Consider the following 26,126-nt stretch of genomic DNA (forward strand, 5'->3'; position numbering starts at 1 on the left):
CCGAAGCCAAGGCCAAGGCCGACGCCGACGCCAAAGCCAAGGCCGAGAAGGAAGCCGTTGCCAAAGCCGCCGCCGAACGCGAAGCCGCCGAAGACGCCCTGCGCCAAAAGCGCGCCGCCGAGCGTGAGGCACATGCTGCCCAGCGCGCCACCGGAGAAGCGGGCCATGTTATCGCCATGACCCCCGCCGCCGTTCAGAAGAGCGAATCCGAAAAAATCATCGAGAAGCTTAACTGGGTGCATCGGCGCATTCCGCTGTACTAAATTGTCAACCCTTGCCGAAATCAATACGAGGAGGAACCTCTGATGGCAGAAATTAAAAAACCCGTCGCGAAAGCCGCCGCCCCGAAAGCTGCGGAACCTAAATTAGCCGACCCCATCGCCGCAACCATCGATCCGGCCAGCCAGGAAATGATCGTCCGGGCACAGAAAATGGGCATCGATACGGTCTTCGATCGGGCCGTAGCCATGAAGCCCTGTAATATTGGTATCCAGGGTATCTGCTGTAAAAACTGTGCCATGGGTCCCTGCCGCCTGCCCCTGCCCAAGGGTGGCATCGAGGGCGAAGACACCCGCAAGGGACTTTGCGGTGCCACGGCCAATACCATTGCCGCGCGTAACTTCATCCGCATGATCGCCGGCGGCGCATCCGCCCACTCCGATCATGGCCGCTGCGTGGCCGAGGTATTCCTCAGCGCGGCCCGTAAGGAGACCGAGGCCTACAAAATCAAAGATATCAACAAGCTGTTGCAAATCGCGCCGCATCTGGGCGTGGCCATCACGGTCGAAAAAGACGGTGAGGTCATGGACCGCGATGTCGATGAGATCGCCTTGGAAGTGGCCGAGAAGGCCATGAACGAATGGGGCAAGCCCGAAGGCGAGCTGCTTTTCGCCAAACGCGCGCCAGCAACGCTGTACGAAAAATGGAAAAAGCATGGTGTGGTACCGAGAAATATCGACCGCGAAATCGTCGAGATCATGCACCGCACCCACATGGGCGTGGATCAGGATTACAAAAACCTGATGAAGCAAGGAACCCGTGCCGCCATTGCCGATGGCTGGGGTGGATCCATGCTGGCCACCGACCTGCAGGACGTGCTCTTCGGCACCCCGTACCCCCTGCAGTCCGAGGCCAACCTGGGCATCATGAAGGAAGACCACGTCAACATCATCGTCCACGGCCATGAACCGGTCCTTTCCGAGATGATCGTGGCCGTGGCCCAGAAACCCGAGATGATCGAGTACGCCAAATCCAAGGGCGCCAAGGGCATCCAACTGGGCGGCATCTGCTGCACGGCCAACGAGATTCTGCAACGCCACGGTGTTCCGACAGCCACCACCTTCCTCTCCCAGGAACTGGCCATCATCACCGGCGCCTGCGACGCCATGGTCGTGGATATCCAATGTATTATGCAAAACCTGGCCAACGTGGCCAAGTGCTTCCACACCAAACTGATCACCACCCATCCCATCGCCAAGATGGAGCAGGACAACGTCATCCATATCGAATTTGACGAGCATTACGCCCTGGAAGACGCCGAAAAGATCGTCAAGATGGGTATCGACAACTTCGCCAACCGCGGCGCCGAAGTCATGATTCCGCATCAAAAATGTACCCAGATCGCCGGGTTCGGCGTGGAATCGATCCAGTACCACCTGGGCGGCACCTTCCGCGGCAGCTACTATACCCTGAACGACAACATCATTAACGGCCGCATCCGGGGTATCGCCGGTGTGGTGGGCTGCAACAACGCCCGTACGCGCCACAACGAAGCTCACATCCAGGTCGTCAAGGAACTGATCAAAAATGACGTCATCGTCCTGACCACCGGCTGCAACGGCATCGCCTGCGCCATGGAAGGTCTGCTGACGCCGGAAGCCGCCGCCGTGCATTGTGGCCCGGGTCTGGCCGAGGTGTGTGAGGTCGTGGGTATTCCGCCGGTCCTGCACATGGGATCCTGCGTGGACAACAGCCGCATCCTGCTGGCGGCCACCGAAGTGGTCAAGGCCGGCGGACTGGGCAAGGACATCTGCGATATCCCGGTTGCCGGTAGCGCGCCCGAGTGGATGAGCGAGAAAGCCATCTCCATCGGCCACTACTTCGTCGTCTCCGGTGTGTACACGGTCTTCGGTGTTACCCTGCCCACCTCCGGTGCACCGGTGTTCCACAATCACATTTGCAAGGACTATGAAAAGCTATACGGCGGTATGTGGGATATCGAGCCCGATCCGATCAAGCACGCCCACCTGATGATCGCCCACATCGACAAGAAACGCAAAGAGCTGGGCATCGACAAGGCTCGGGAACGCGTCCTCATGGATATGGCCGACCGCCAGGCATTGGAAGGGTAATTGATCTTCAACCAGATCCTCAACGAAGGAGGAAAACGATATGTCTAAATTAGTTGCATTTGCCGCCATTCAGGGTGGGTACAAGGTGGTTTCCGCCACGGAAGGCCTCTACCGCAAGGCGCTGGAGACCTACAACGCCGATACCAAGGTCGGGTTCCCCAACACGGCCTACTACCTGCCGGTGATCTACTCGCTGACCGGCATGAAGGTCGAAACCCTCGAAGACCTGAAAAAACCCCTGGACTTCGCCCGCGGCCTTTTGCCCCCGCATGTCAAGGGCAAGAACCACCTGCCTTACCTCGGGCCCCTGCTGGACGCCGGCATGGCCGCCGTCTTCTGCTACGAAATCATGGAGGCCCTGCGCATCCTCGACCAGCCGGATTTCTACATTCCCGAGGAAGACCCGGATATCGAAGCCGGCAAGATCTGGGTGGGCCCGGCCGATGATACCATCCTGCGTAAACGCGGCGTGGAATTCGTCGACGGATCGGCTCCCGGATTCGCCGCCATCGTGGGCGCCGCGCCCACAGCGGAAATCGCCAAGGACATTATTGAAGACTACCAGAAACGCAGCCTCTACATGTTCTGCGCGGCCCATCATAATGGCACCTCCGTGATCGAACAGCTCATCAGCTTGGGCGTGCAGATTGGCTGGAACACCCGTATCGTGCCTTTCGGCCCGGATATCAGCTCGGCCGTGTTCGCTCTTGGGTTCGCCAACCGTGCCGCCATGGCCTTCGGTGGCGTGAAACCCGGCGATCATAAAAAAATCCTGCTCTACAACAAGGATCGTATTTTTGCCTTCGTCAACGCCCTGGGTGATGTCGGCACCGAGTGGAGCGTGGCCGCTGCCGGCTGCGTCAACTGGGGTTTCCCGACCCTGGCCGATACCGACATTCCCGAGATCCTGCCCACCGGTATTTGTACCTACGAGCATGTGGTCGCCAATGTGCCGCTTGACGAAATCTGCCAGAAGTCCGTTGAAGTCCGCGGGCTCAAGACCATCGTCTCCGACATCGACATCCCCTGCGCCTTCGGTCCTGCCTACGAGGGCGAGCGTGTGCGCGGTGCCGACCTTTACGCCCAGTGCGGTGGCGGCAAGACCCAGTGTACCGAGCTGGTCAAGATGGCCGAGATGAACGAGATCGAAGACGGCAAGGTCATCGTCGTGGGTCCGGATGTGGCCGACCTGAAAAAGGGCGACACATTCCCCATGGGCATCTATATGCAAGTGGCCGGCCGCGAAATGCAGCCCGACTTCGAGCCGATCCTGGAACGTCAGTGTCACCATCTGATCAACTACATTCAGGGCATCATGCACATCGGGCAGCGTGACATCGCCTGGGTGCGCATCAGCGACGCCGCCATCGACAAGGGTTTTACCCTCAAAGATATCGGCGTGGTGCTGCATGCCAAGTTCCACCAGGATTTCGGCAAGATTCTCGACAAGGTCCAGGTCACCCTGTACACCAAGCAGGAAGATGTGGACAAGCTGACCACCCGGGCGCGTGCCGAATACAAGATGCGTGACGAGCGTGTCGAAAAGATGACCGACGAGGATGTGGACATCTACTACTCCTGCACCCTGTGCCAGTCTTTTGCCCCCAGCCATGTCTGCACGGTCAGCCCCGAGCGGACCGGCCTGTGCGGCGCCTACAACTGGATGGACTGCAAGGCCTCCTACGAGATCAACCCCACCGGCCCCAACCAGCCCATCGAGAAGGGGGAATGCATTGATCCGTTGCTGGGCCAATTCAAGGGAATCAACGAGTTTGTTCAAAAAGCCTCCCGTGGTGCCATTACCCATTACAACCTGTACTCCATGGTCATCGACCCCATGACCACCTGCGGCTGCTGCGAGTGTATCGCCGCCATGTTGCCTTCGTGCAACGGTGTCATGACCGTCAACCGGGATTACGCCGGCGAGACCCCCTGCGGCATGAAGTTCACCACCCTGGCCGGTGTCATGGGCGGTGGTGCCTCTTCGCCCGGTTTCGTGGGCCACTCCAAGTTCAACATCACCCAGAAGAAATTCATCAAGGGTGACGGCGGCTTGAAGCGCATGGTCTGGATGCCCAAAATCCTCAAGGAGGAAATCAAGGAGCGTCTGGAAAGATTCGGCAAGGAAAACGGAATCGACAACTTCTACGACATGATCGCCGATGAGACTGTCGGGACGACCGAGGAGGAGATCCTGCCCTACCTCCAAGAAAAAGGTCATCCGGCCTTGTCCATGGATCCGCTCATCGGATAACCGACACGATGATGGAGCGGGTGGGGCTCCCTCCCCCCGCTCCAATCAACCGAACCGATTCCCCGGCATTCGCGGCCGGGTGAATTGCCCATACAGATAAGGAGAAGAGTATGGCATTAACCGGTATTCAGATTTTCAAACTCCTGCCCAAGACGAACTGTAAAGAGTGCGGTGTTCCCACCTGCCTTGCCTTTGCCATGAACCTGGCTTCCGGTAAGGCCGAGTTGGATAGCTGCCCTTACGTCTCCGAGGAAGCACGTACGCAACTCTCCGAAGCATCGGCGCCGCCGATCCGCCCGATCGTGGTTGGCAATGGCGTACGCAAGGCCACCACCGGTGGTGAGACCGTGCAGTACCGTCATGAAAAGACCTTTTACAGCCCGACCCTGTTGGCCGCCCTGGTGGGCAGCGACATCGCCGCCGCCGACCTGGAAGCCAAGCTGAAGGACTGGAATGCCTTTCAGTATGAGCGCGTCGGTCTCAACCTGCGTCCGGAACTGGTCGCCGTCAAAGATGCCAATGGCAACGCCGACGCCTTTGCCGCCGTGGCCAAACAGGTTGCCGAAACCTCGGAATTCAATGTCATCCTGATAACTGAGGATACCGACGTGATGAAAGCTGGCGTGGCGGCCTGCGCATTCAAACGTCCGCTGATGTATGCGGCCACCGAAGCCAACGCGGATGCCATGGGCGCCATCGCCAAGGAAAACGATCTGCCCCTGGCGGTCAAGGCCGCTTCCATTGACGGGCTGACCGCGCTGACGGAAAAACTCACTGGAATGGGCCTGAAGGACCTCGTACTGGATCCGGGTTCGCGTGAGCCGAAACAGTCCCATCAGGACATGATCGCCATCCGCCGTGCCGCCCTGAAGAACGGCAACCGTGCCGTGGGTTTCCCCACGATCGCCTTCCCCTGCGAAATGGCATCCAACCTGGACGTGGAAACCATGATCGCGGCCATGTATATCGCCAAATACGGCGGCATCGTGGTCTTGTCCGACTTCGCCGGAGAGAGCCTCTTCCCGCTGCTGCTGGAACGTCTCAACATCTTCACCGACCCGCAGCGGCCCATGACCGTGACCGAAGGCATCTACCCGATCAACAACCCGGACGAGAATTCCAGAGTGCTGGTGACCACCAACTTCGCCCTGACCTACTTCATCGTTTCCGGTGAAATCGAGGCCAGCAAGGTACCCACCTGGCTGCTCATCAAGGATTCAGAAGGTCTGTCCGTTCTTACCGCCTGGGCCGCCGGCAAATTCGCTGGTGACGACGTGGGCATGTTCGTGAAGAAAAGCGGCATCATCGACAAAGTCAAACATCAGGAAATCGTCATTCCCGGCTATGCCGCCGCCATCGTGGGCGACGTCGAAGAGGAATTGCCCGGTTGGACCATTACCGTCGGTCCCCGGGAAGCCGCACACATTCCCGGCTTCCTCAGAGCGTAACCGCTATGTGATCTAACGGTCGGGACCGGTTCAACCGATCCTGACCGTCGTTTCCTGGCCGGCCCGCCGGCCATTGGAGTTGGCAATAGCGTCATTCGTGGCCGGAATACTGGCCGGAACATGATGCCGAGACAAAGAAAGGAAGTGAGCGTATGTTACTGATCGGCGAAAGTCTGAACGTCATTTCGAAAAAGATCGGCCGCGCCTTCAAAGAGCGCGATCCCAAACCGATCCAGGAGGAAGCCCTTTTCCAGAAAGAAAAACGGATGGACTACATCGACATCAACCTCGGACCGGCTAAAAAAGACGGCCACGAGCTGATGCCGTGGGTGGTGCAGGTAGTCCAGGAAGTCGTTCCAGACCTTCCCCTGGCCCTGGATACATCCAACATCGATGCCATCGAAGCGGCCTTGAAAGTAGTCAAGCAAGTCCCCAGCGGAACGCCGCACATCATCAACTCCATCATGTGCCGCCCGGAACGCTACGAACGCATGGTACCCATGGCCGCCGAGTACAATGCCGATTTCGTGGCGCTGATGTGGGGTCCCGAAGGCCTGCCGCGCGACGAGAACGAGCGCGCCGCCCTGTGCGTGGAACTGCTCTACTTCGCCAATGAAGCCGGCATCCCCAACGAGAAAATCTGGGTCGACGGTATTGTCACCCCTGTGAACATTCAGCAGCCCCAGGCGATCAGCCTGATGGAGTTCCAGAAGATGCTTCCGGATATGTCGCCGGGCGCTAAAAGCACCTGTGGCCTTTCCAACATCTCCAACGGACCGCCCGATCACCTGCGTCCGATCCTGAACCAGACCTACACCGTCATGCTGATGAAGTGCGGCATGTACTCCATCATCTCGGATCCGCGTGACGAGCAACTGACCCAGATTTGCAAGGGTGAGCGTCAGGACATCGTGGATCTGATCTACGGCATGATGGACGGTACCGAGCCCGATCGCGGCAGCCTCTCCAAGGAATTGCTGGATTACGCCAAGACCGTGGATGTCATCCTCGGCAAAACCCTGTACTCCGACTCCTGGCTGGAAATCTAATTCTCCAGCAACGTCAGAAAACACGAAGTCCCTTCCAGATGGAAGGGGCTTTTTGTTTTTGAGGAACGGATGGGACAATGGCAAATGCCAAAACGCAAATGTCAATTGAAGGTTGCAGGGCGATCATTATGCTAAAACGGAAGTACTCCACCAATCGGCATTTGGCGTTGGTCATTTGGCATTCATCTTCAGTGTCCCGGCAGGATCACCTTGACCGAGTGCTCACTTACCGCCCGGGTCCGGTCGGAGAAGAGTTTTGCACACGTGGGGCAGTATTTGTGGGTCTCTTTCACATGGGGATGCGGAGCGGTACGCTGTTCGATGAAATCCATGAAGCGGGTGGTGGCGAACCAGCGGCCGCAGCCCTCGCAACGTTCCAGGGGATGTTTTCCGATCACCACATCGCGGATCATCACCGAACGGACATTTTCCTGGTCCTCCACGCGGATCGCACCTGTGGGGCAAATATTGGCGCAGGTCCCGCAACCGATACAGCGATCCACTTCCGGAACGACAAACAGGACGCCATCGACCTTCTCCATCTTCAGGGCGCCGGCACCGACGATTTCCTTGCATACGCGCACGCACAGGCGGCAACGCACGCAACCGTCGGGAGGCGGTCCCAGGTCCACACCGTAGGCATCCGCCATGCGACGCAACCGCTGGGATTGGGGCGCCATGCGCAACAGGTTTTTAAATGCCCGTACCCGGGCGGCATCCACCACCGGGCCGGTGGTTTTGATCTCCAGCCCCTCGGTCACTTTCAGGATGCACGAAAGCATCGCGATCGGCCGACCGGATGTGCGGCCACTGACTTCCACCGCGCAAAGCTTGCAGGACCCGGAAGGCTTCAGGGCCGGGTGGTAGCAGAGGGTTGGGATGTTGATTCCGTTCTGCCGGGCGACCTGAAGGGCGGTCTGCCCCTCATCGGCCGGGTAAGATGTGCCATCGATAACCACATTGATCATTTTATCAGTCCTGTACCGCATTCTGAAGATCGGTGATATACTCCTGCAGGTAGTGCAGTTCGGCCGTCAACGCGCCCACATGATGCTTGACCAGGTCGGTGATGGAAAGCATGCCGATAATCTGCTGGTTCTCGACCACCGGCAGATGCCGGATGTCGGCCTGAATCATCATGGCCATGGCACTGCTCACCAGATCCTCGGGCCGGGCGACGATTAACGTGTTGGTCATGGCCTCGGCAAGGGGCATTTCACGGAAAAGACGCCCTTTCCAAGCCACATGGCAGCGCAAGACATCACGCTCGGTAAAAATTCCCACCGGCCGGTCACCATCCATGACGATCAGGGCCGAGGTTTGAACTTCGGTCATCCGGACGATGGCATCCTCGGCGGTGCGGTCAACCGGGAGGGTGTGAACCGTCCGGCGCTTCTGCGTAATCACATCCTGAACCCGCATGGCGGCGCTGCTCCTTTGCGTGTGGGTCGGCGAAATGAATCCATTTTTCAGCCATCAATGGGTCGCAGACAGTCCTGGGGCAGACGGTGGGTGCCTTTGCCGTCCAGGCTGACTTCGATCAGGGCATCCGGATCGTTGATGGCCGTATCCGGATCGGTGATGATGCCATGCAGGCCGACAAAACGATCCATGTACGCTTCCCAGCTTTCATCCTGACTGCGTTGGAAAACTTCGACTTTCTGTCCTTTTCGGAAAACCATGGCGTTCTCCCTTGACAAGGGTTCCGTAACTCACGGTCACGGGCGCTGCCGGCAACGGCTATACCGGCAAGGTATCCACATTGAAGCGGGCTGTTTTCTTGCGGGCGCACGCCTCGCAGAGCACGTGCTGCCCGGCCACATCACCCACCGATTTTACCCGCTTGCTGATGAAATCGAGATATTTCTTCGGCCCCATGGCCTTGCCGCACGCATCGCAAAACACCAGTTTCTGGCGATTCAGGATGGTCCCGCACAGGATCAGCAGGCGCTCGTCGCCCCGATCCTCGATGCGCATGGCGCCGGTCGGACAATTGGCCGCACAGGCGCCACAAGTAATACAACGCTCCTCGGTAATGCGCAGATCCGTGGGCGTGGGATGGTCGAAGTCAATATAGCCCATCTGCAGCGCGCTGATACCCATTTGATCCCGGCAGACCTCGACACAGCGGCCGCAACGCCGACAGATGTCGCAACGCAGGCAGCGGCGCGCTTCCTCGCGAACCATGTTCTCCGTATAGCCCAGCTCCACCTGCTGGAAAGTGGTCCGCCGACGATCCAAACCCAACATATCCATAACCGGCCGTTTGATCACGGTCTTGGTGCTGGCCGGCACCTCGAGACACGCCTCCCGGCGGCGCCGGACCGGTACCGGCGGCATCTGGGGCTGGGGGATCCCCGACAGGTACCGGTCAATGGCCTCGGCGGCGCGCTTGCCGCCACCGATGGCCTCGATGACCGTCGCGGGCCCGGTAACCGCGTCACCGGCGGCAAAAATACCGGGAATGGAGGTCTGCATGGTGACCATGTTGACGTCGATGGTCCCCCGGCGGGTCCAGGACATGTTCTTCAACTCACCCATCGTGATCTGATCGACTTTCTGCCCGATGGCGCTGATCACCACATCCGCATCGATCACGTGTTCACTGCCCAGCACCGGGACGGGCGACATGCGGCTGCTGCCCTCCCGCTGCACCAGTTCGGCGCGGATACAGCTCAGCCCCGTGATCCGGTTGCTTCGCCGACGATCTTGGCCGGAATCGTGAGAAAGGAAAAACGGACACCTTCTTCCTCGGCCTGCTCGACCTCTTCCTCGTCCGCCGGCATTTCGTGGCGGGTGCGCCGGTAGGCGATGGTGACTTCCGGGCATCCCAGCCGCAGGGAGGTCCGGGCGGCATCGATGGCCACGTTGCCGCCGCCGACCACAACAACCCGTTTTCCGGGCATGTGCCGCTCCCCCAAGGCCACGCGTCGCAACAGATCGATGGCTTCCATGGTCTGGGGATAGTCGGCTTCGCCGGGAATACCCAGTTTGTAAGCCTTATGGGCGCCGATGGCGAAAAAGAAGGCATCATACCCCTGGGATTTGAGCCCTTCAAGGGTAACGTCCTGGCCAAAACGCGTGTTGAAGGCAAAGGTGACGCCAAGATCTTCCAGCATGGCGACCTCGCGGTCGATCACTTCCCGGGGAAGCCGGTAACGGGGGATGCCCACCATGGTCATGCCGCCGGCCATGGGCAATGCCTCGATCACGTGAACGCCGTAGCCTTTCAATGCCAGATAATACGATGCACTCAGCCCTCCCGGTCCGGCACCGATCACGCAAACCCGTTTGCCCTTGTCCTCCTCTTTTTGGGGATTTCGGTAAGTCCCTTCGGACATGGCCCGTTCAGCGGCAAACGCCTTGAGAAATTTGATGGACACCGGCGTGTCCATGCGGCCCCGCACGCACATGAACTCGCAAGGCCGGGTGCACACCAAGCCGCAGACCCAGGGGAAGGGATTGTCCCGCCGGATCACATCGATGGCTTCGGCGTCGCGCCCCTGCCCGATCAACGTCACATAGGTCGGCACGTCGATTCCGGCCGGGCAGGCCATCTGGCAGGGTGCCGGCGTCAACCATTCACAGGCCCCCGTAGGGCAGTTGTGGGTTCTTACATGACTTTCGAACACCTCACCGTGTTCCTCAAGGGTTTGGTGCAGGCGTTGGCCCACGCGCTGGCCTTGGGGGTCTTTATCATTCGCCATCAAATCCTGAACGAGCTGGTGAACGGCCGGCAGGTGCGCGTCACCGGCACGGCCCCAAGCCACGTCGTTGAGCAGGTGACGGACCTCTTCGGCGATGCGCCGACCCCGTGGATGTTGAAACGCACCGCCGGTGACGGCCTGATCAATGAACTGGATGCTCTCCGTGACCGGACATTGGCTATTGGGCATGATGGGCCTTTCGTCACCAAAATTAATCTTAGAATGCAGTATGCTCCAGGGATGCCACGGTCTGCGCGTGGCGTTCGCGCCGGACCTGGGTCATTTCCTCGACTTTCCCGAATTTCAAACAGTGGTGGTACAGGTGGTCACGCAGGCTGGCTCCAGCCCCTGATCCACGCGGTCCATGCAGTAGTCGCACTTGACCACCTTGCCGATTTCCGGGCTCCACTGGGGCGCGCCCCAAGGGCAGGCGGAAATGCAGGTTTTACACCCCACGCAAAGGTTATGATCCACAAAGACAATCCCATCGCTGGTACGCTGCTGCATGGCACCCGTCGGGCAGGCCGCCACGCACCAAGGATTCTCGCAATGAAAACAAGGCATGAAAATATAAGCGGCCCGCGGCAGGCCGCCGACCATTTTCGGTCCCACCTGAATGATCTGACAAAGCCGGGGGCCATGGGAAGGTTCTTGTTGGCCTTGCACTGCACTTCACAGGAATGGCAACCGATGCATTTTTTTGTGTCCTGAAATAAATAGTATTTGCTCATAATCCTCACATCCTTGGTGCGGGGCGCCGTCAATGGCCAACGCCCGACAGATTTTCATCCTTAAGCCGCAACCTAGCGTTAATCGATTAAACAAATTAAGATAAATCTGAAAGAATCGAATGTTCCTTCTAGCAAGAGCCATACCATACATATACTCATTATAGATGAATGAAGTGATACTGCAATAAAGAATATATCCCTTAAATTCAAATAGATCAATTTCGATTCGCCGTATCGGGGCGGCGCATGGTACGATCGGGAAAGGAATCTCCGTAAAAATACGCATCCTTTTATTTGCGGTGAAATATTTTTATTGCATTTTTTACATTTATCAAAAATACTATATTTTCAAGACAATAAATAAATCGCAAGAAATATGTTGCACAATAGCGTTGATGCTGCCCGCGCGCTTTGTTCTAAGATGGCACGGAACAAGCGCGTATTATCTTGTTAATACGGTGTTTTTTGCCTTTTTGGGCGCCGCCGGCATCCTTTTCCACCTGGCACATAACTTGCTGATCAACAAGCCATTTTTGGATAGCAGGACAGGAGGTGATGCTGGACGCGTTTTGACGATTGATGAAAAAGGGAGGGATGCGCATCATTCCGCCATCACATTAAAGTCGCCGGACGGGTGTTCGGCCATTAAGCTCATTAACATCCGGGAGGAGAACCATGAAAAAGAAGTTTGTTTTGCCCATCGTATTGTTGCTGCTGTTTTCGGTTGTGGTTGCACCGGCATTTACTGACGTCAACGCCTATGCCGGAAGCCTGGAAGACGCCATTGCCAACACACCGCAAGGGACCGGGCCCGGCCAAATCGACCCCAACGCCAAGCCCGGCTTCTTGGGCATTCCCGGCGCCCCCGCACCCAGCATGATCGCCGGTTTTTTATGGGCCATTTGGGTGGGCTGGATCTTCTCCACCGTCGGCGCCTTCGGTGGTATCATGTCCGGCGTGGGCCATATCACGGTTTTTGGCCTGGCTGATTATGGCAAGGGATTCAAGCAAACCTCGCCCATGCTCAATAAATTGATCACCGACAGTATTCGCGTATCCAACCAGTGGATGGTGGGTCTTTCCGGTGCCGTCTCCAGCTGGAACTACTACAAGATGGGACGCCTGGTGTTGCCCTTGGGCCTGATGCTGGCCATCGGCTCGATCTCCGGTAGTTTTCTGGTCCCCGTCATCACCGCCGGCAAGGTTTCCCTGAAAGCATATCTGGGGTACTTTGGCTTAGTGGTATTCGTCATCGGCGGCTTCTTGTTTTATGAGACCACCCCCAAAGGCCAGGCCGGCAAGAAAGAGGCCAAGGCGGCGGCCAAGGCCTTCGAGGAATCCCACATGAAGGGCGGCGCCAAAGTGGACGAAGCCGACCAGGGCGTCAAGGTCGTATCCTGGGGGATGAGTAAAATCCGCTTTACCTTTTACGGCGTCGAGTTCAGCTTCAATCCCATCGTTCCCATCATCGGTGGTTTCCTTATCGCCGCTCTGGCTTCTTTCCTGGGTGTCGGCGGCGGCTTCCTCTTCGTTCCGTTTCTGACCAGCGTTGCCGGATTGCCCATGTTTCTCGTGGCCGGCACCTCGGCGCTGACGGTTCTGGTGGGTATGATTATCAGTATCTTTACCTATATGGTCGTTAAAGGCGTACCGGTTTTCTGGCCCCTGATCGGTGTCGAGCTGATCGGCATTTTCGTCGGCTCCATGATCGGTCCGCGAACCTCGAAGTACATCCCGGACATCTGGCTCAAACGCCTGTTCGTTGTGTTGGCCGTTTACGTGGGACTGCGATATACGACCAAGGGCTTCCTGGGGTACAGCATCGTTCCGCCGTTTTGATAGGCACGCCACCTTCCAAAAGAAGATAATTGAAATCCCCGGGGCCGGCAATCCCAGCCGCCCCGGGATGATTCCGGAAGACAGTGTTCGTTCATGGAAATACTTAGCGCCATATACTACGGATTCGATGCTTTCTTGATTTCATTTTTTCGTTTGAGCCGGATTCCGATCCTTGGATACTATATCGGCACGGGGGCTTTGTGCCTGATCTGCGTCATCGCCGGTCAGATGACCTATTGTTGGGCCTATCGTCGCAATCACCGGTTTTTCAGCTCGGACAGCCGGGAAATGATCCATATGCACAATTTGTCCATCAAGGCGCTTGGCGCAAAAAACAAAACGGCATATAAAAGCTGTAATAAGCAGGCCAACGATGCCTTCGGTAAATATTTTTTTGCCCAAGCGGCAATTGGAATTGCATCGCTATGGCCGGTTCCCTTCGCCTTGGGGTGGATGCAAAGTCGTTTTGCCGAGGTTGATTTCGCACTTCCCATCCCCCTTCCCGGCTTCGGTTCATCAGTAGGGTTCATGTTTACCTTCTTCCCGATCTATGTCTTGGTTTACATCTTGTTCGGGAAAATCAAAAACAAAATCCCCTACTTTTCATCTTTCGAGCGATGGCGCCAGGTGAGCCATTCAGAAGCCGAGGAAATGATGAGCTTTTCCGATCTGGCCAACCCCAAGGCACAGGATTCAACCACCCCATAATCTGTACGCTCGTCATTTTCGACAGACATGCTCTGGTTTTGGCCGGGCGTCAAACGACCTTTTTTAAGCGCTCATGCAACCGACCTCGCATTCCTCGCACTGGCTGGCAACGATCGCGATCGTTATCATCTGTGTCTTCTGGCCGCTGGATAGCTTGGCCACCCAAGGTCATGCCGGCATTGAAGGCGTATGGGTCCACCAGTTCGCCCATTTGTTTTTTCTTTTTTCCATGGGCCTTTTGATTTTTTGGTTGCGCCAGGCCGGGTTGGTCAAGGAACCGGGATGGCGCTACATTCAGTATGCCGCCGTGTTCTTTATTCTCTGGAACGCCGATGCTTTTCTGGTGCACTACCTGGACGAACAGCGCTTTGCGGTTACGGTGACCTACACCGCTCCCTGGCAGATGCGAATCGACACCACCAACGGCCGCCATTGGCTGGCCACCGTGTATTACCTGGCCAAGCTGGATCATCTGCTGTGCGTCCCCGCCATGGCGTGCCTGATGCTGGGCTTGCGCCACATGCTTGGGGGAGACCGCCCTGCCCAGCCGGATGGGAGATCGGGTTGATGAGCATTACCGCGTTTCCCATTTGGTTCATTGATGTTGTCGGATCGGTCCTGATGATCTTTTTTTCTTTTATCAGCGTGGCCTATTGCCTGCGGTTGAAAAAAAGAGATCCCACCAACATCATTATCAACTATCTGTTATGGGTATGCGTGGCGCTGGCCGTGTTCGCCATTTCCCGTTCGGCCGGACATTTGCTCAAGCAGATTCTTTTCATGACCGAACACCGCGAATGGTGGATGACCATCAAGCCGTTTTCCGGCGCGGTCAACACATTCACCTTTATCGTTGTCGCATCGGTAACCCTTTTTTTCGAGCGCACGTGGGCCATCTACGGCACCATTCTCAAGGATCGCCAGGCACTGCAAACCGCCCACGAGAAGTTGATTTACCTCAACCAGAATCTAGAGCAGCTGGTGGAACAACGTACCGAAGCCCTGGCCATCTCGGAGCAGAAATACCGACGCATTTTCGAGGTCTCCAAGGACATGATCCTGGTGACGCGCACCGACGGCCGCATCGTCAATATCAATCCGGCCGGCAAACAGTTGGTTGGCTTGCACGCCATCAATGACGCCGTCACCGAGAGGCGATGCTTCCAGGACTATCTTTCACATTCCGAGGACTGGGCCGCCATCACGCAACATATCGAGAATCGCGGTTTTATCTCCAGTGAGGAGTTCGACATTCGTCTGGGGGACGGCGCCAAACGCCGTGTGCTCCTGTCCGGCAGTCTGGCCAAGAGCCCCAGCGAGGACGGTGAAACCATTCATTTCCTGATCAAGGACATCGAGCAGCGCCGCCAGATGCAGAAGCAGATGGCCCATGCGGACAAACTGGCGTCCATCGGCGAACTCTCATCGGGCATCGCCCACGAGATCAACAATCCGCTGGGCATTATCCTCGGCTATACCCAACTGCTGCTGCGCAACGAGGATCCGCAATCGGACCGCTTCAACGATCTTAAGACCATCGAGAAGCATGTCCGCTCCTGCAAGGCCATCGTCGAGGATTTGTTGAATTTCGCACGGACCTCGAGCCCGCACAAGGAGCGCCTCGATGTCCATGCGGTGATCAGCGATGTGATCCATTTCGTCCGCCATCACAGCGACTTGAAGGCGATCCAGATCGAAACCGCTTTCACACCGGCGCCCCCCCGGGTTCTCATGGACGAAAAAAAAATCAAGCAGGTTCTCATCAACTTGTTAATGAATGCCATCCACGCCGTCGAGGGCAGTGGCACCATCAAGATCACCACCGCCTTCAACCCGGCCGACAGTCGAATCAGCATCGAGGTGGCCGACACCGGACACGGCATCGCCAAAGAGAACCTGAACCGAATTTTCGATCCGTTTTTTACCACCAAGCCCACCGGTGAGGGCACCGGGTTGGGCCTTTCGGTCAGTTATGGGATTATTAAAGGGCACGGTGGCAGCATTACCGTAAAAAGCGATCCTGGCCAGGGCGCGGCGTTCACCATCCGTCTGCCCGTTCCACCACCCCTTTGAAAGAGGTGATCCATGGTCCCCCAACTTCTCATCGTCGATGATGAACCGGACATGCTCGCGCTGCTGAGACGCAGTCTTAAGCCCGACCTGGGATGCCAGGTGGATACGGCCGCTTCCGGAGAGGCGGCCCTGGAAATGCTCCGCGCCAACACCTATGATCTGGTTCTTGCCGACATAAAAATGCCCGGGATCAGTGGTCTCGACCTGCTGGAACGGATCAAGGCCGATTACGGCAAGGATATCACCGTCGTCATGATGACTGCCTACGGTCACATCGAAATGGCCGTGGAAGCCATGAAACGCGGTGCCTACGATTTCATCACCAAACCCTTTGATCATGATGCCCTGGTGATGCGCCTGGACAAGGCCTTCGAACGCAGCCGCCTGCTCAAGGAGAACAAACGGCTGCAGCATGAATGTCTCTCCTCGAACATGTTCCAGGAACTCGTGGGCAAAAGTCCCCAGATGCAGCGGGTGTATGAAACCATCCAGATGATCGCCAAAACCGATCTCACCGTTCTGATTACCGGCGAATCGGGCACGGGGAAAGACCTCACCGCCCGGGCGGTGCATGCCTTGAGCAACCGCAGCAAGCGCCCGTTCATTGCCGTCAACTGCCCCACCGTGCCCGAGCATATTCTGGAGAGTGAGCTGTTCGGCTATAAAAAGGGCGCGTTCACCCATGCCACGCGGGATAAAAAAGGCCTTTTCCAGGAAGCCGACAGCGGCACGATTTTTCTCGACGAAATCGGCGATATCACGCCCACGATCCAGACCAAACTCTTGCGCGTATTGCAAGAAAAAGAGATCAAACCGCTGGGTGACACCCGCCCCATCCAGGTGGATGTACGCATCATCGCCTCCACGAACCAACCGCTGGCCGAGAAGATCAAGTCGGGGGAGTTCCGGGAAGACTTTTTTTATCGTCTGAACGTACTGCCCATCAAGCTGCCCCCCTTACGCGAACGCGCCGAGGACATCCCCCTGATTGCCAATCACCTGTTGAAAAAACATTGCGCCAAGCTCGACAAGCCGATCAAACGGATATCGCCGGAACTGATGGATGCGTTTGTGAACCGGCGCTGGGAAGGCAACGTGCGGGAAATGGAAAACATGATCATGCAGGGTATTCTCTTTTCCCCTGCCGATGAGATAACGCCCAAGGACGTGGGCATCGGTCGGCCGACGACCGCCAGCACGGCCGCCGAAATCACCTCCCTCTTGGACATGCCTTACAAGGAGGCCAAGGAAAGCAACCTGCAGGCCTTCAACGCCGCCTATATCGGGCACATGCTGACCCAAAACAAGGGCAATGTCACCCAGGCGGCCAAGGCCAGCGGTCTGGAGCGTCAGGCCCTGCAGCAAATCATGCGACGATACGGCATCTCGGCGGATCCGTACCGGCAATCATAGAAAAAAGAAAGGGGTGGGCCAACGCCCGCCCCTCCCATCGGAATCGCTTCTATAGTTTACTCTACGGCAATCTTTTTCGCCTGGCGCGTTTCAGGCTTGGGGATGTTCACCTTGAGAATCCCGTCCTTGTACTCGGCCTTGATCTTCTCCGAATCGGTTTCGTCAGGCAGGGTGAAGGAGCGCTGGAAGGTCCCGTAGCTACATTCGCGCCGGTAGTAATTTTTCTCCTTGACCTCTTTTTCGTTGGCGCGATCGCCCTTGACCGTCAGCACCCGGCCGTTGACGTCAATGGTGATCTTGTCCTTTTCCACACCTGGCAGTTCGGCTTTCACGACATACTGGTCATCTTCCTCGAAGATATCCACCTTCGGGTTCCAGAGCTGCTCCCGAGCCTCATCTTCTCCGCGGAAAAGATCGCCAAAAAAATCATCGAAAAGGGTGTCCATTCGCCGGCGAAATGGGTTCAAACGTCCGGTTGGGTTAAATTTGACAAGTTCCATAATCATTCCTCCCTTGATTGGGGTATTGCCCCGTTTCTTTTTAAACCAAAGATAATTTTGGGGTGGAACATGTCAATACTATTTTCACCATTACTTTTATTATTTTTTATAAATTAGTAATAAAACTCGCCGACAAACCCGTTCCCGCAACGCAGGACCTCATTCTACCGGAAAACCCCTCTCGCGCCAGCGGGTCCACCCGTTTTTCAGGTAATAGACATTATCGTAGCCGTTGAAATAGAGCAGTTCAGCCAATTCCGGCGCAAGATGACAATTCTCTCCGTCGCAATAGGTGATGATCACCGTCGCCGGATCCGTTGAGGCGAGAAAGGCCGGCAGCCATTGTTCCTGATCGGCAACGATCAGATTCCGTGCGCCGTGGACGTGACCGGCGGCAAAATCAATCGCCGGCCGGGCATCGACAAAAAGGGTATTCGGTGCGTCGAACAAGCTACGCGCCGCATCGATTGAAATATCCCTGAAACCGGGTGCTTCCCCTGGCTGGGTCTGACTGGGGGTGGTAGGGTCCATCGGCCCGGCGATTTTGTCGGGTCGGAGCATATAGACAGCTGTGGCAACAACAATGGCGGTCAGAACGATGATGACCGCCTCTTTCATAATAGTGAGCAGCATGGGCAACCATTCCTGAAGATCGGCATGAAAGCTTTCCGAAGGTCAGTATTGCATTTGACAACCGAATTGTCCACAATAGGCACGAATCTCATCAAACCCAACAGCTTCACCCCCACTGTCCGTCACCTGCCGGCAGGGCGGGGAAGCGGGAGGTCACTTATGTGCGATGTCAACGTATTCATGCTAAAAAATGGTGTCGAAGAAAAAATCTTGGAGAATGTCGATCTGATCGAGGAAGTCGCCGATGGTATGCATCTGGTCAACATCTTCGGTGAAGAGCGAACCCTGAAGGCGAGGATGGTTCAATACAACAACAGTGAAAAACGCATGGTCTTTCAACCCATATAAGCGGATTGGGGAAAATCGTCGTTTACGATTTCATCAGTCATAGGTTTCAACAAAAATGCGTGAATCGCCGAAACGATCGTCGATCAACGCCATGGCATCGCGGATCATCCCCGGCCGACCACACAGGTAGAAATCGTATTTCCCCGGCATCAGCTCGGTTTCAAGGTAGCGGGTCACCCGGCCGGGGAATGCGCTGTCAAGCCCCGCCATCGGGATTTCCGCCGATCGGCTGAGGCAGGGGATGTAGCTGCGCAGGTGCGATTGCAATAACCGCCGGTAAATCAACCCGGCCACATGGCGCGCACCATGGAGCAGCAGCGCATCGGCAATGCCGGCACGGCAGAAAGCAACAAAAGGCGCAACACCGGTTCCCGTGGCCACAAACACGGCCGGATTGGCCTTGCCCTGGTAGATGAAATGGCCATGGGGGCCGGACACATGAAAGACGGTTCCCGGGACGGCATTGGCGATGAGGGTGGAAAAACGGCCCTTGTCCACCAGGGCGATGCAGAAATCAAGTGTATCGGCCAGGGTGGTTGAGACAATGGTGTAGTCCCGCTGGTAGCCATGCATGTGAAAGCGAACGAACTGACCCGGGGTAAAAGTGAATCCCGCCGGCCGACGCAACGACACCTCCAGAATGCCCTCTGCCAATTCCCGACGCCCGACCATTTCGGCGGTGAAGCAGTCGGTCCGGTTCACGGCTTCCACACGATATCGTCCTGTCCGTTCATCTGGTTGCAGGTCCGCGCGACCACAAAGAGGTAGTCGGAAAGCCGGTTCAGGAAAACCAGAACCGCCTGCAGGGTCTCGGTCAGCCCTCCTGCCTCCCCGCCTTCGCCGTCCACCAGCGCGATGACCCGCCGCTCGGTTCGCCGGCACACGGTCCGGGCCATATGGGCCAAGGCCGCGGACAGATGCCCCCCGGGTAAGATGAACTGCTTCAATTCAGGAAGATCGCCGTTCATGCGGTCGATGGCGGCTTCCAGCATTTTGGCGGGAGCCTCTCCGAACGGCTTCAGCAAACGGGCCGATGCCGCGCCCGGCGTGGTGGCCAGCCAGGCGCCCACATCCAGCAGAAGACCCTGCACCGCCTGCAACTCGTCCCTGAGCGCCGCCTGGCCATCCGAGAGGGTCGCCGCCACCGCGCCGATAATCGAATTCAGTTCGTCCAGGTCACCATAGGCGTCAATCCGCGGACTGCTTTTCGAGACCCGCTCGCCGCTGAAGAGGCTGGTTTTCCCCCGATCTCCCGTCCCGGTATAGATCTTCATGACCATCGTCCCTTTCCTCGGGGGTCACTTGGTTCCGAAAATTTTGTCTCCCGCATCGCCCAGCCCCGGTAAAATATAGCCGATGTCGTTGAGCTTCTCATCGATGGCGGCGACATAGACATCCACATCCGGATGCGTCTCTTCCAGCCGTTTGAGGCCCTCTGGCGCGGCCACCAGAAAGAGTCCCCGGATCTGGGTGCACCCCGCCTCTTTTAAAAGGTCGATGGTGGCCATCAAGGTTCCCCCGGTAGCCAGCATGGGATCGAGGATCAGGGCGATTCGATCCTGAACATTACTGGTCATTTTCACATAGTAGCGGACCGGCTCAAGCGTGGCTTCATTGCGATACAGCCCCACGACGCTGACCCTGGCCGACGGAATCAGGTCTAGGACCCCGTCCATCATTCCCAGGCCGGCGCGTAAAATGGGAACCACGGTGATCTTCTTTCCCTTGATGTTTTCGACCACCACGTCACCGGCCCACCCCTGAATGGTGATGGACTCGGTCTCCAGGTCCTTGGTGGCCTCGTAGGTCAGCAGTGCAGCGACCTCGCTGGCCAACTCCCTGAATTGTTTCGTGGATATGTCATGGACACGCATAAGGCCGATTTTATGTCGGATCAGCGGGTGGTTGACGAGATGAACGGGCACACGGCCTCCTTTGCATCCCCGGCACCAGGCGCGGGATTCATTGGCGGTTGTCGGACAGCGCATTCAAGCGGAAAAACCGCGGATCCAGATCAGAATTGTCCCAGGGGCCGGTTGAACGTAAACAGGGCGGGATCCGCCATCAACCGGTCGAAAGCGGGTTTTACATTGCGTCCCGAAGCGGAAAACGGCAGGGACACGACGAACATCACGCTACCGATGACCATGGCGCAAAACCCCAACGGCCGCACCACCAGCGCATCACCGACCATTTTTCCGGCAAGGATCTCCGTATCGTCCTCGAATCCCTGGGCCAGGCAGGTGGCACACGGGACCGCTACCAGGCAAAAGATGGTCACCAGCACGACCAGCCGCTTAAATGAAAAGATTCCCTTCATATCATTTCCCTCCGTTGTTGGTGTATGTGAAAGGCTGTTTGAAAAGCCTGTCCAAGCCTCGCTACCAGTATCGGCAACAAGCCCTCTTAACTAAAATAAGTAGCAGGTATTGGGATCGCTTTCAATGCATGATATGGGTGAATGCCGCGTGGGCATCAGTACGCCTAAAACAGGTCGCCCACGCGCCCGGAAGCCAGGCCAACCGTCCGCAACACCACGAATTTTCAAACTAGAAAAAGCCGTGTGTCCTGTCAAGCAAAATCAGAACGAGCCATCCGCAAGCCTTATTTCCGTCGCCGTCGTCCTTCCGGTGCACGATTGCTACACGTACACGGTTCCGGAAAACCTCTTGCAGCTGGCCTGCCCAGGCAAACGGGTACGGGTTCCCTTCGGCCGACGCAAGGTCACCGGCTATGTGATCGGTCCGGCAACAAAGCCCCATGCCACGGCGCTCAAGCCCATCCTGGATGTCCTGGATGACGAGCCCCTGTTCCCGGCGGCGATGGTTCCGTTTTTAAAGTGGGTTGCCAATTACTACATCCACCCTTTGGGCCAGGTGATCAACACGGCTTTGCCGGCCGGCCTGAACATCGTCGATGTTGCCGTCATGGCGCTTGCCACAGCGGGCCGGGAGGCATTGGCGACCCAGGTTCCCACGGCCCTGGAACGGGCCGTTCTGGCAGCTCTGACAGAGCAACCGGCCGATCTCCGTCAATTACGCAAAAAGGTCGGCCCGCCGGTCACCTGGGCGCTGATCCATCAGCTGCGACAACGGGAATGGATTACCGTGGCAAGCCAGACGCGCGGGGGAAAAGTGCGGCCCAAAACCGTTCGCATGGTCAGCCCAACCCCCGGAGCCGTTGATCCGGATCGCCTCTCGCCCCAACGCCAGGCGATTCTGGACCTGTTGCGGCAGCGGGGAGACCTGAGCGTGCCGACCCTCAAGGAACAGTATCCCACCGCGCCGTCGCTGGTTCGCGCCATGCACAAAGCCGGACTGGTAAAGATCTACGAGCAGACGATCTACCGGGACCCCTTTGGCGCCCCCATCGAGCCGGATACCCCACCCCCGCTGACCGAAGAACAAAGCGATGCGCTCGGCCGGCTGCGGCCCCTGCTGGACCGGGGCTTCCAGACGGTGCTGTTGGCCGGCGTGACCGGCAGCGGCAAAACCGAGATTTACCTGCAGATGACCCAGGCCGCCGTGGAAAAGGGGCTGCACGCGCTGGTGCTGGTCCCGGAGATCGCCCTCATCGCCCAAACCGAGCGCCGGTTCCGGGCCCGCTTCGGCAAGGCGGTGGCCGTTCTGCACAGCGGCCTCAGCCAGGGCGAGCGATACGACCAGTGGCTGCGCATCAAACGGGGCGAGGCCACCATCGCCATCGGTGCCCGCTCATGTATCTTTGCCCCCTTCGACACCGTTGGGCTGATCATTGTGGATGAAGAACACGATGCCTCCTATAAGCAGGATGGTGGACTGAACTACAATGCCCGGGATATGGCCGTCGTCCGCGCCCAACACCAGCATGCCCTGGTTATTCTCGGGTCGGCCACGCCGTCGGTGCAGTCCTGGCACAACGTGGGCACCGGCAAATACATGACGGTCGGCTTGACCCAGCGGGTCAACCGTCAACCGCTGCCCGCCATCCAGACCGTGGATCTTTCCAGGCTCCGTGACGAACGCGGCATCCGCCGCTACCTCACACCGGTGTTGCAGGAGGCATTGAAACAAACCCTCGATCGTGGCCAGCAGGCCTTGATTTTCCTCAACCGACGGGGATTTTCATCTTTTCCTATCTGCGCCCACTGCGGCCAGCCCATACGCTGCAAAAACTGCGACATCTCCCTGACCCTGCACAAACAGGCCAATGCCTACCTCTGCCACTATTGCGGTTTTTCAAAAGCGGCCGTATCCACCTGCCCGGCATGCGGCTCCAATAAGATTAAACTTTTGGGAACGGGAACCGAAAAGATCCACGAAGCCTTGCGTCACCTGTTCCCCCAGGCACGCATCGCCCGCATGGACCGGGACACCATGACCCGCCGTGGCGCCATGGTGGGTCTGCTCAAGGATCTGAAAGACCACCGGATCGACATCCTCGTGGGAACGCAGATGGTAACCAAGGGACACGATTTTCCAGGAATTACGCTGGTGGGCGTGGTCTGCGCCGACCTGACCCTCAATTTCCCCGATTTCCGCGCCGGGGAACGGACGTTTCAACTGCTTGCCCAGGTCGCCGGACGGGCCGGCCGCGGCAACGCACCCGGCAAGGTGATCCTGCAGACCTACAACCCCGAACACTTCAGCATCGTGGCCGCCAAGCATCAAGATTTCGCGACTTTTTTCAATCAGGAAATCGGTTTCCGCCAGGCCCTGGGCTATCCGCCCTTTACCCGCATGATCGCCATCCGCATTTCCGGCCGGAATGCCGACCAGACGGCTGACCACGCCAGGGCACTGGGATCCGCCGGACAGGAACTGCTCGCAGCGGATGGCGATCATCAACATCAGATCCAGATCATGGGTCCCATCGAAGCCCCTTTGGCCAGAATCGCCAACCACCACCGTTGGCAGTTGCTCGTCAAAAGTGCCCATGCCACCCGGCTGCATCAATTCGTCCATGAGCTGGTGTTGGGTCAGAAGGCCCCGACCATTCGAAGCGGCGTCAGGGTGGTCATTGATGTGGATCCCCTTTTCCTGATGTGATCCCTATGGATGCGATGGAACATGACACCGCGAAAGCGCCATTCAAAGCGTCATTTTTTCACGCCCAGCTTGACAGGGATGGTGGCGGGGCTTAAAAATGAAAATCTCAGATAAGAGGTCAATAGGTCAATCGGGCGCCGAACCGGCGCCTTCATTTTTAAAGGAGAAAACCATGAATTGGCGTTTGATCGCGATGGCCACGATATGGGTGGTCTTGAGCAGTATTCCCCTTGGCATGGCAGCCCCGCCGCCTGCGGCGGGCAACACAGTGGCAGCGCCTGTCGAGGCAGCACCGGCGGCCAAAATCCCCCAAACCGAGGCTCAGTTTGAACCGGTCGTGGAAGGTACGGAAGTCACCGAGGACTTCGTGGTGAAAAACGAGGGTGACGGCATTCTGGAAATTCACCAGGTAAAGACCGGTTGAGGCTGTACGGTCGCCTCCTACCCGAGGCAAATCCCCGCCGGCGGCGAGGGAACCATCAGCATCAAAGTCAACACGCGTGGATACGGCGGTCGGGACCTGCGAAAATACGTCGAGGTCCATACCAACGATCCGCAAAAAAACCGCATCCGGTTGACCATCACCGGTTCGGTACGTAACTTCGTCAAGGTTCAGCCAAGCTTTGCCCGGTTGGTCGGGCCCGTGGGCAGTGAAATCAAAAAGGCCATCACGATTACCCGCGAGAAGGCCTTTCCGTTTCGCATCGTCGATGTGAAAGCCCGTAACGGCAAGGATATCGCCTTTGACCTCAAGGAACTGCAGGCCCCTGAGGGAGACGGCTACCGCCTGACCGTTGAGAACAAAAAAACGGCGGCCGGCCGCTATGCCGACACGCTGATCCTGACCACGGACAGCACGATCAAGCCAACGATCAATGTCCCGATCTACGGTCAGATCACCGCCGCGAAGCCTGCCCAGGCACCGGCGCTGCCCAGGGCCAATACCAAAGGCAGCTGAAAAAGCACCGCCAAAACCACCCAACCCAGTGACAAAGCACCGGCAAGCGTCTGCCGTCGGTGCTCTTGTTCACTTTTAGGAGTCTGGTTCGTGATGCAGCACCCGAAAGTCGTCGCCTTTGACTGCGACGGTGTCATGTTTGATTCCCGGAAGGCCAACGCGGCGTATTACAATCACCTGTTGGCCCACGTGGGGCTGCCGGAAATGACCCCCGACCAAATGGCGTACAGCCATATGCAGACGGTGGATGCGGCCCTGGCCTACATCATACCCGACGAAGCCACACGCAACGCCGCCCATGGTTACCGCAAACAGATGGGCTATCTTCCCTTTCTGCGCCTCATGGAGATCGAGCCGGGCTGGTGCCCCTATTGGAAAAACTCAGGCCCGGCTACAAAACCGCCGTGGCCACCAATCGCACGGACACCATGGCACGCGTGCTGAAAGACAACGCCATCGAACACCTCTTCGATCTTGTGGTCTGCGCCCTGGATGTCCAATTCCCCAAACCCCACCCTGAGGCCCTCAACAAAGTGGTCCATCACTTTGGCGTCCTGCCCGGGCAAGTGCTTTACGTGGGTGACTCGGAGGTGGATGAAGACGCTGCCAGCCGCCGGCGTCCCCTTTGTGGCCTACCGCAATCCGTCGCTGGTGGCGGACCATCATATCCGGCACTTGGTGGAAATCGAAACCCTTCTGGGCCTGGACTGATCGGTTTCCGGCATGCCATCCGCGTCCGCAACCGCTCAGTTCAAGCGGCAAGCCGAAGCCGCCCTGGTCGATCCCAATTTTGATTTCATCGCCAAGTACCACGCGGTCAGTGACTTGCGACGCATGGCCCGCGTGGAACCCGAGTGGCTTGATCGGGGAACCCTGGATGCCATCGAGGCGCTCCTGACGGCGGGGACGTTCAACCGTGTTCGCCAAAGCTATTTCCTCTTTCGCGAAGCCGCCTCGGTCATGCGTGACGTGGCCTGCGCGCCGGCGACAAACGGGCTTGGCGATCAGGCCGTGGCTGCCCTTAAGCGGCTTTTGCGTCAAACCCAGGGAACCGCCCATCGTGGCGTGGCCGAGGCATTGGGCAGCC

General features: G+C 57.7%; 27 protein-coding genes and 2 pseudogenes. 17 read left to right on the top strand and 12 right to left on the bottom strand.

Going from position 1 to position 26,126, the window contains the following annotated elements:
- The 5 genes and pseudogenes from JCM12296_RS40000 to JCM12296_RS18330 all read left to right on the top strand — a co-directional run.
- Positions 1-263 (top strand): annotated as a pseudogene (locus tag JCM12296_RS40000) (acetyl-CoA decarbonylase/synthase complex subunit delta); the annotation flags it as partial.
- Positions 264-305: 42 nt separating this feature from the next.
- Positions 306-2,351 (top strand): anaerobic carbon-monoxide dehydrogenase catalytic subunit, encoded by a 2,046-nt coding sequence (gene cooS, locus JCM12296_RS18315; RefSeq protein WP_054696257.1) that lies wholly within the window; start codon positions 306-308, stop codon positions 2,349-2,351.
- Positions 2,352-2,391: 40 nt separating this feature from the next.
- On the top strand, positions 2,392-4,605 hold the full coding sequence (gene acsB, locus JCM12296_RS18320) for an acetyl-CoA decarbonylase/synthase complex subunit alpha/beta (RefSeq protein WP_054696260.1): 2,214 nt from the start codon (positions 2,392-2,394) through the stop codon (positions 4,603-4,605).
- Between the two features lie 110 nt (positions 4,606-4,715).
- Positions 4,716-6,053, top strand: coding sequence for an acetyl-CoA decarbonylase/synthase complex subunit gamma (acsC, locus tag JCM12296_RS18325; RefSeq protein ID WP_054696264.1), 1,338 nt, complete (start codon positions 4,716-4,718; stop codon positions 6,051-6,053).
- 152 nt (positions 6,054-6,205) lie between these two features.
- The gene (locus JCM12296_RS18330) at positions 6,206-7,102 is read left to right on the top strand and encodes a dihydropteroate synthase (RefSeq protein ID WP_054696267.1); all 897 of its coding nucleotides are present in this window, start codon (positions 6,206-6,208) and stop codon (positions 7,100-7,102) included.
- A 188-nt stretch (positions 7,103-7,290) separates the two neighbouring features.
- Here the strand turns inward: JCM12296_RS18330 and JCM12296_RS18335 are convergent, their stop codons facing one another.
- The 6 genes from JCM12296_RS18335 to JCM12296_RS47735 form a co-directional block, all read right to left on the bottom strand.
- The gene (locus JCM12296_RS18335; protein ID WP_054696270.1) at positions 7,291-8,070 is read right to left on the bottom strand and encodes a 2Fe-2S iron-sulfur cluster-binding protein; all 780 of its coding nucleotides are present in this window, start codon (positions 8,068-8,070) and stop codon (positions 7,291-7,293) included.
- 4 nt (positions 8,071-8,074) lie between these two features.
- Positions 8,075-8,524: a CBS domain-containing protein gene (locus JCM12296_RS18340; protein WP_054696273.1), complete on the bottom strand. Its 450-nt coding sequence runs from the start codon at positions 8,522-8,524 to the stop codon at positions 8,075-8,077.
- Positions 8,525-8,571: 47 nt separating this feature from the next.
- A complete protein-coding gene (locus JCM12296_RS18345) occupies positions 8,572-8,784 on the bottom strand; it encodes a hypothetical protein (protein WP_054696276.1) in 213 nt (70 codons plus the stop codon).
- A 58-nt stretch (positions 8,785-8,842) separates the two neighbouring features.
- Entirely contained in the window at positions 8,843-9,733 is an 891-nt protein-coding gene (locus tag JCM12296_RS47730) for an FAD-dependent oxidoreductase (RefSeq protein ID WP_281492060.1), read from the bottom strand.
- Between the two features lie 44 nt (positions 9,734-9,777).
- On the bottom strand, positions 9,778-10,998 hold the full coding sequence (locus JCM12296_RS44910) for an FAD-dependent oxidoreductase (RefSeq protein ID WP_281492061.1): 1,221 nt from the start codon (positions 10,996-10,998) through the stop codon (positions 9,778-9,780).
- A gap of 114 nt (positions 10,999-11,112) precedes the next feature.
- On the bottom strand, positions 11,113-11,409 hold the full coding sequence (locus JCM12296_RS47735) for a 4Fe-4S dicluster domain-containing protein (protein ID WP_281492062.1): 297 nt from the start codon (positions 11,407-11,409) through the stop codon (positions 11,113-11,115).
- 526 nt (positions 11,410-11,935) lie between these two features.
- Here JCM12296_RS47735 and JCM12296_RS38520 point away from each other — a divergent pair.
- The 6 genes from JCM12296_RS38520 (at position 11,936) to JCM12296_RS18385 (ending at position 17,573) form a co-directional block, all read left to right on the top strand.
- Complete coding sequence (locus tag JCM12296_RS38520; RefSeq protein WP_157067725.1) at positions 11,936-12,289, top strand: hypothetical protein; 354 nt, start codon at positions 11,936-11,938, stop codon at positions 12,287-12,289.
- Positions 12,216-13,379 carry a sulfite exporter TauE/SafE family protein gene (locus JCM12296_RS18365; protein WP_054696282.1) on the top strand — a complete coding sequence of 388 codons (1,164 nt, stop codon included), beginning with the start codon at positions 12,216-12,218 and terminating at the stop codon, positions 13,377-13,379. The genes JCM12296_RS38520 and JCM12296_RS18365 overlap by 74 nt, the downstream gene beginning before the upstream one ends.
- Before the next feature lie 297 nt (positions 13,380-13,676).
- Positions 13,677-14,087: a hypothetical protein gene (locus JCM12296_RS18370; RefSeq protein WP_157067726.1), complete on the top strand. Its 411-nt coding sequence runs from the start codon at positions 13,677-13,679 to the stop codon at positions 14,085-14,087.
- Between the two features lie 73 nt (positions 14,088-14,160).
- Positions 14,161-14,655 (top strand): EamA/DMT transporter family protein, encoded by a 495-nt coding sequence (locus JCM12296_RS18375; RefSeq protein WP_174897332.1) that lies wholly within the window; start codon positions 14,161-14,163, stop codon positions 14,653-14,655.
- On the top strand, positions 14,655-16,160 hold the full coding sequence (locus tag JCM12296_RS18380) for a two-component system sensor histidine kinase NtrB (RefSeq protein ID WP_054696287.1): 1,506 nt from the start codon (positions 14,655-14,657) through the stop codon (positions 16,158-16,160). Before JCM12296_RS18375 ends, JCM12296_RS18380 begins: the two co-directional genes overlap by 1 nt.
- Positions 16,161-16,172: 12 nt before the next feature.
- Positions 16,173-17,573, top strand: a complete 1,401-nt coding sequence (locus tag JCM12296_RS18385) for a sigma-54-dependent transcriptional regulator (protein WP_054696290.1) — start codon at positions 16,173-16,175, stop codon at positions 17,571-17,573.
- Between the two features lie 56 nt (positions 17,574-17,629).
- Here the strand turns inward: JCM12296_RS18385 and JCM12296_RS18390 are convergent, their stop codons facing one another.
- A complete protein-coding gene (locus JCM12296_RS18390; protein ID WP_054696294.1) occupies positions 17,630-18,073 on the bottom strand; it encodes an Hsp20/alpha crystallin family protein in 444 nt (147 codons plus the stop codon).
- Between the two features lie 159 nt (positions 18,074-18,232).
- Positions 18,233-18,706, bottom strand: a complete 474-nt coding sequence (locus JCM12296_RS18395; protein ID WP_083456270.1) for a rhodanese-like domain-containing protein — start codon at positions 18,704-18,706, stop codon at positions 18,233-18,235.
- Between the two features lie 159 nt (positions 18,707-18,865).
- On the opposite strand from JCM12296_RS18395, the gene JCM12296_RS40005 reads away from it, so the two are divergent.
- Positions 18,866-19,054, top strand: a complete 189-nt coding sequence (locus JCM12296_RS40005; RefSeq protein WP_054696300.1) for a CooT family nickel-binding protein — start codon at positions 18,866-18,868, stop codon at positions 19,052-19,054.
- Positions 19,055-19,087: 33 nt separating this feature from the next.
- Here the strand turns inward: JCM12296_RS40005 and JCM12296_RS18405 are convergent, their stop codons facing one another.
- From JCM12296_RS18405 to JCM12296_RS18420, 4 genes are all read right to left on the bottom strand, one after another.
- Entirely contained in the window at positions 19,088-19,765 is a 678-nt protein-coding gene (locus JCM12296_RS18405) for a ferredoxin--NADP reductase (protein ID WP_054696303.1), read from the bottom strand.
- Positions 19,753-20,328, bottom strand: coding sequence for a cob(I)yrinic acid a,c-diamide adenosyltransferase (locus tag JCM12296_RS18410; protein WP_054696326.1), 576 nt, complete (start codon positions 20,326-20,328; stop codon positions 19,753-19,755). The genes JCM12296_RS18405 and JCM12296_RS18410 overlap by 13 nt, the downstream gene beginning before the upstream one ends.
- A gap of 24 nt (positions 20,329-20,352) precedes the next feature.
- Entirely contained in the window at positions 20,353-20,979 is a 627-nt protein-coding gene (upp, locus tag JCM12296_RS18415; RefSeq protein WP_054696305.1) for a uracil phosphoribosyltransferase, read from the bottom strand.
- A gap of 89 nt (positions 20,980-21,068) precedes the next feature.
- The gene (locus JCM12296_RS18420) at positions 21,069-21,374 is read right to left on the bottom strand and encodes a hypothetical protein (RefSeq protein WP_054696308.1); all 306 of its coding nucleotides are present in this window, start codon (positions 21,372-21,374) and stop codon (positions 21,069-21,071) included.
- Between the two features lie 241 nt (positions 21,375-21,615).
- Between JCM12296_RS18420 and priA the strand changes: the two genes are divergently transcribed.
- The 5 genes and pseudogenes from priA to JCM12296_RS18445 form a co-directional block, all read left to right on the top strand.
- A complete protein-coding gene (gene priA / locus JCM12296_RS18425; protein WP_054696311.1) occupies positions 21,616-24,081 on the top strand; it encodes a replication restart helicase PriA in 2,466 nt (821 codons plus the stop codon).
- Positions 24,082-24,253: 172 nt separating this feature from the next.
- Positions 24,254-25,039 carry an OS_HP2 family (seleno)protein gene (locus JCM12296_RS47740; RefSeq protein ID WP_281492063.1) on the top strand — a complete coding sequence of 262 codons (786 nt, stop codon included), beginning with the start codon at positions 24,254-24,256 and terminating at the stop codon, positions 25,037-25,039.
- Positions 25,040-25,129: 90 nt separating this feature from the next.
- A complete protein-coding gene (locus JCM12296_RS38525; RefSeq protein ID WP_157067727.1) occupies positions 25,130-25,483 on the top strand; it encodes an HAD family hydrolase in 354 nt (117 codons plus the stop codon).
- A pseudogene (locus tag JCM12296_RS50615) lies at positions 25,402-25,593 on the top strand (HAD hydrolase-like protein); the annotation flags it as partial. The gene JCM12296_RS38525 and the pseudogene JCM12296_RS50615, both read left to right, overlap by 82 nt.
- Positions 25,594-25,762: 169 nt before the next feature.
- On the top strand, positions 25,763-26,126 hold a 364-nt coding region (locus JCM12296_RS18445), incomplete at its 3' end, for a hypothetical protein (RefSeq protein WP_054696323.1).

The organism is Desulfosarcina cetonica JCM 12296 (genome assembly GCF_001311845.1).
Lineage (GTDB): Bacteria > Desulfobacterota > Desulfobacteria > Desulfobacterales > Desulfosarcinaceae > Desulfosarcina > Desulfosarcina cetonica.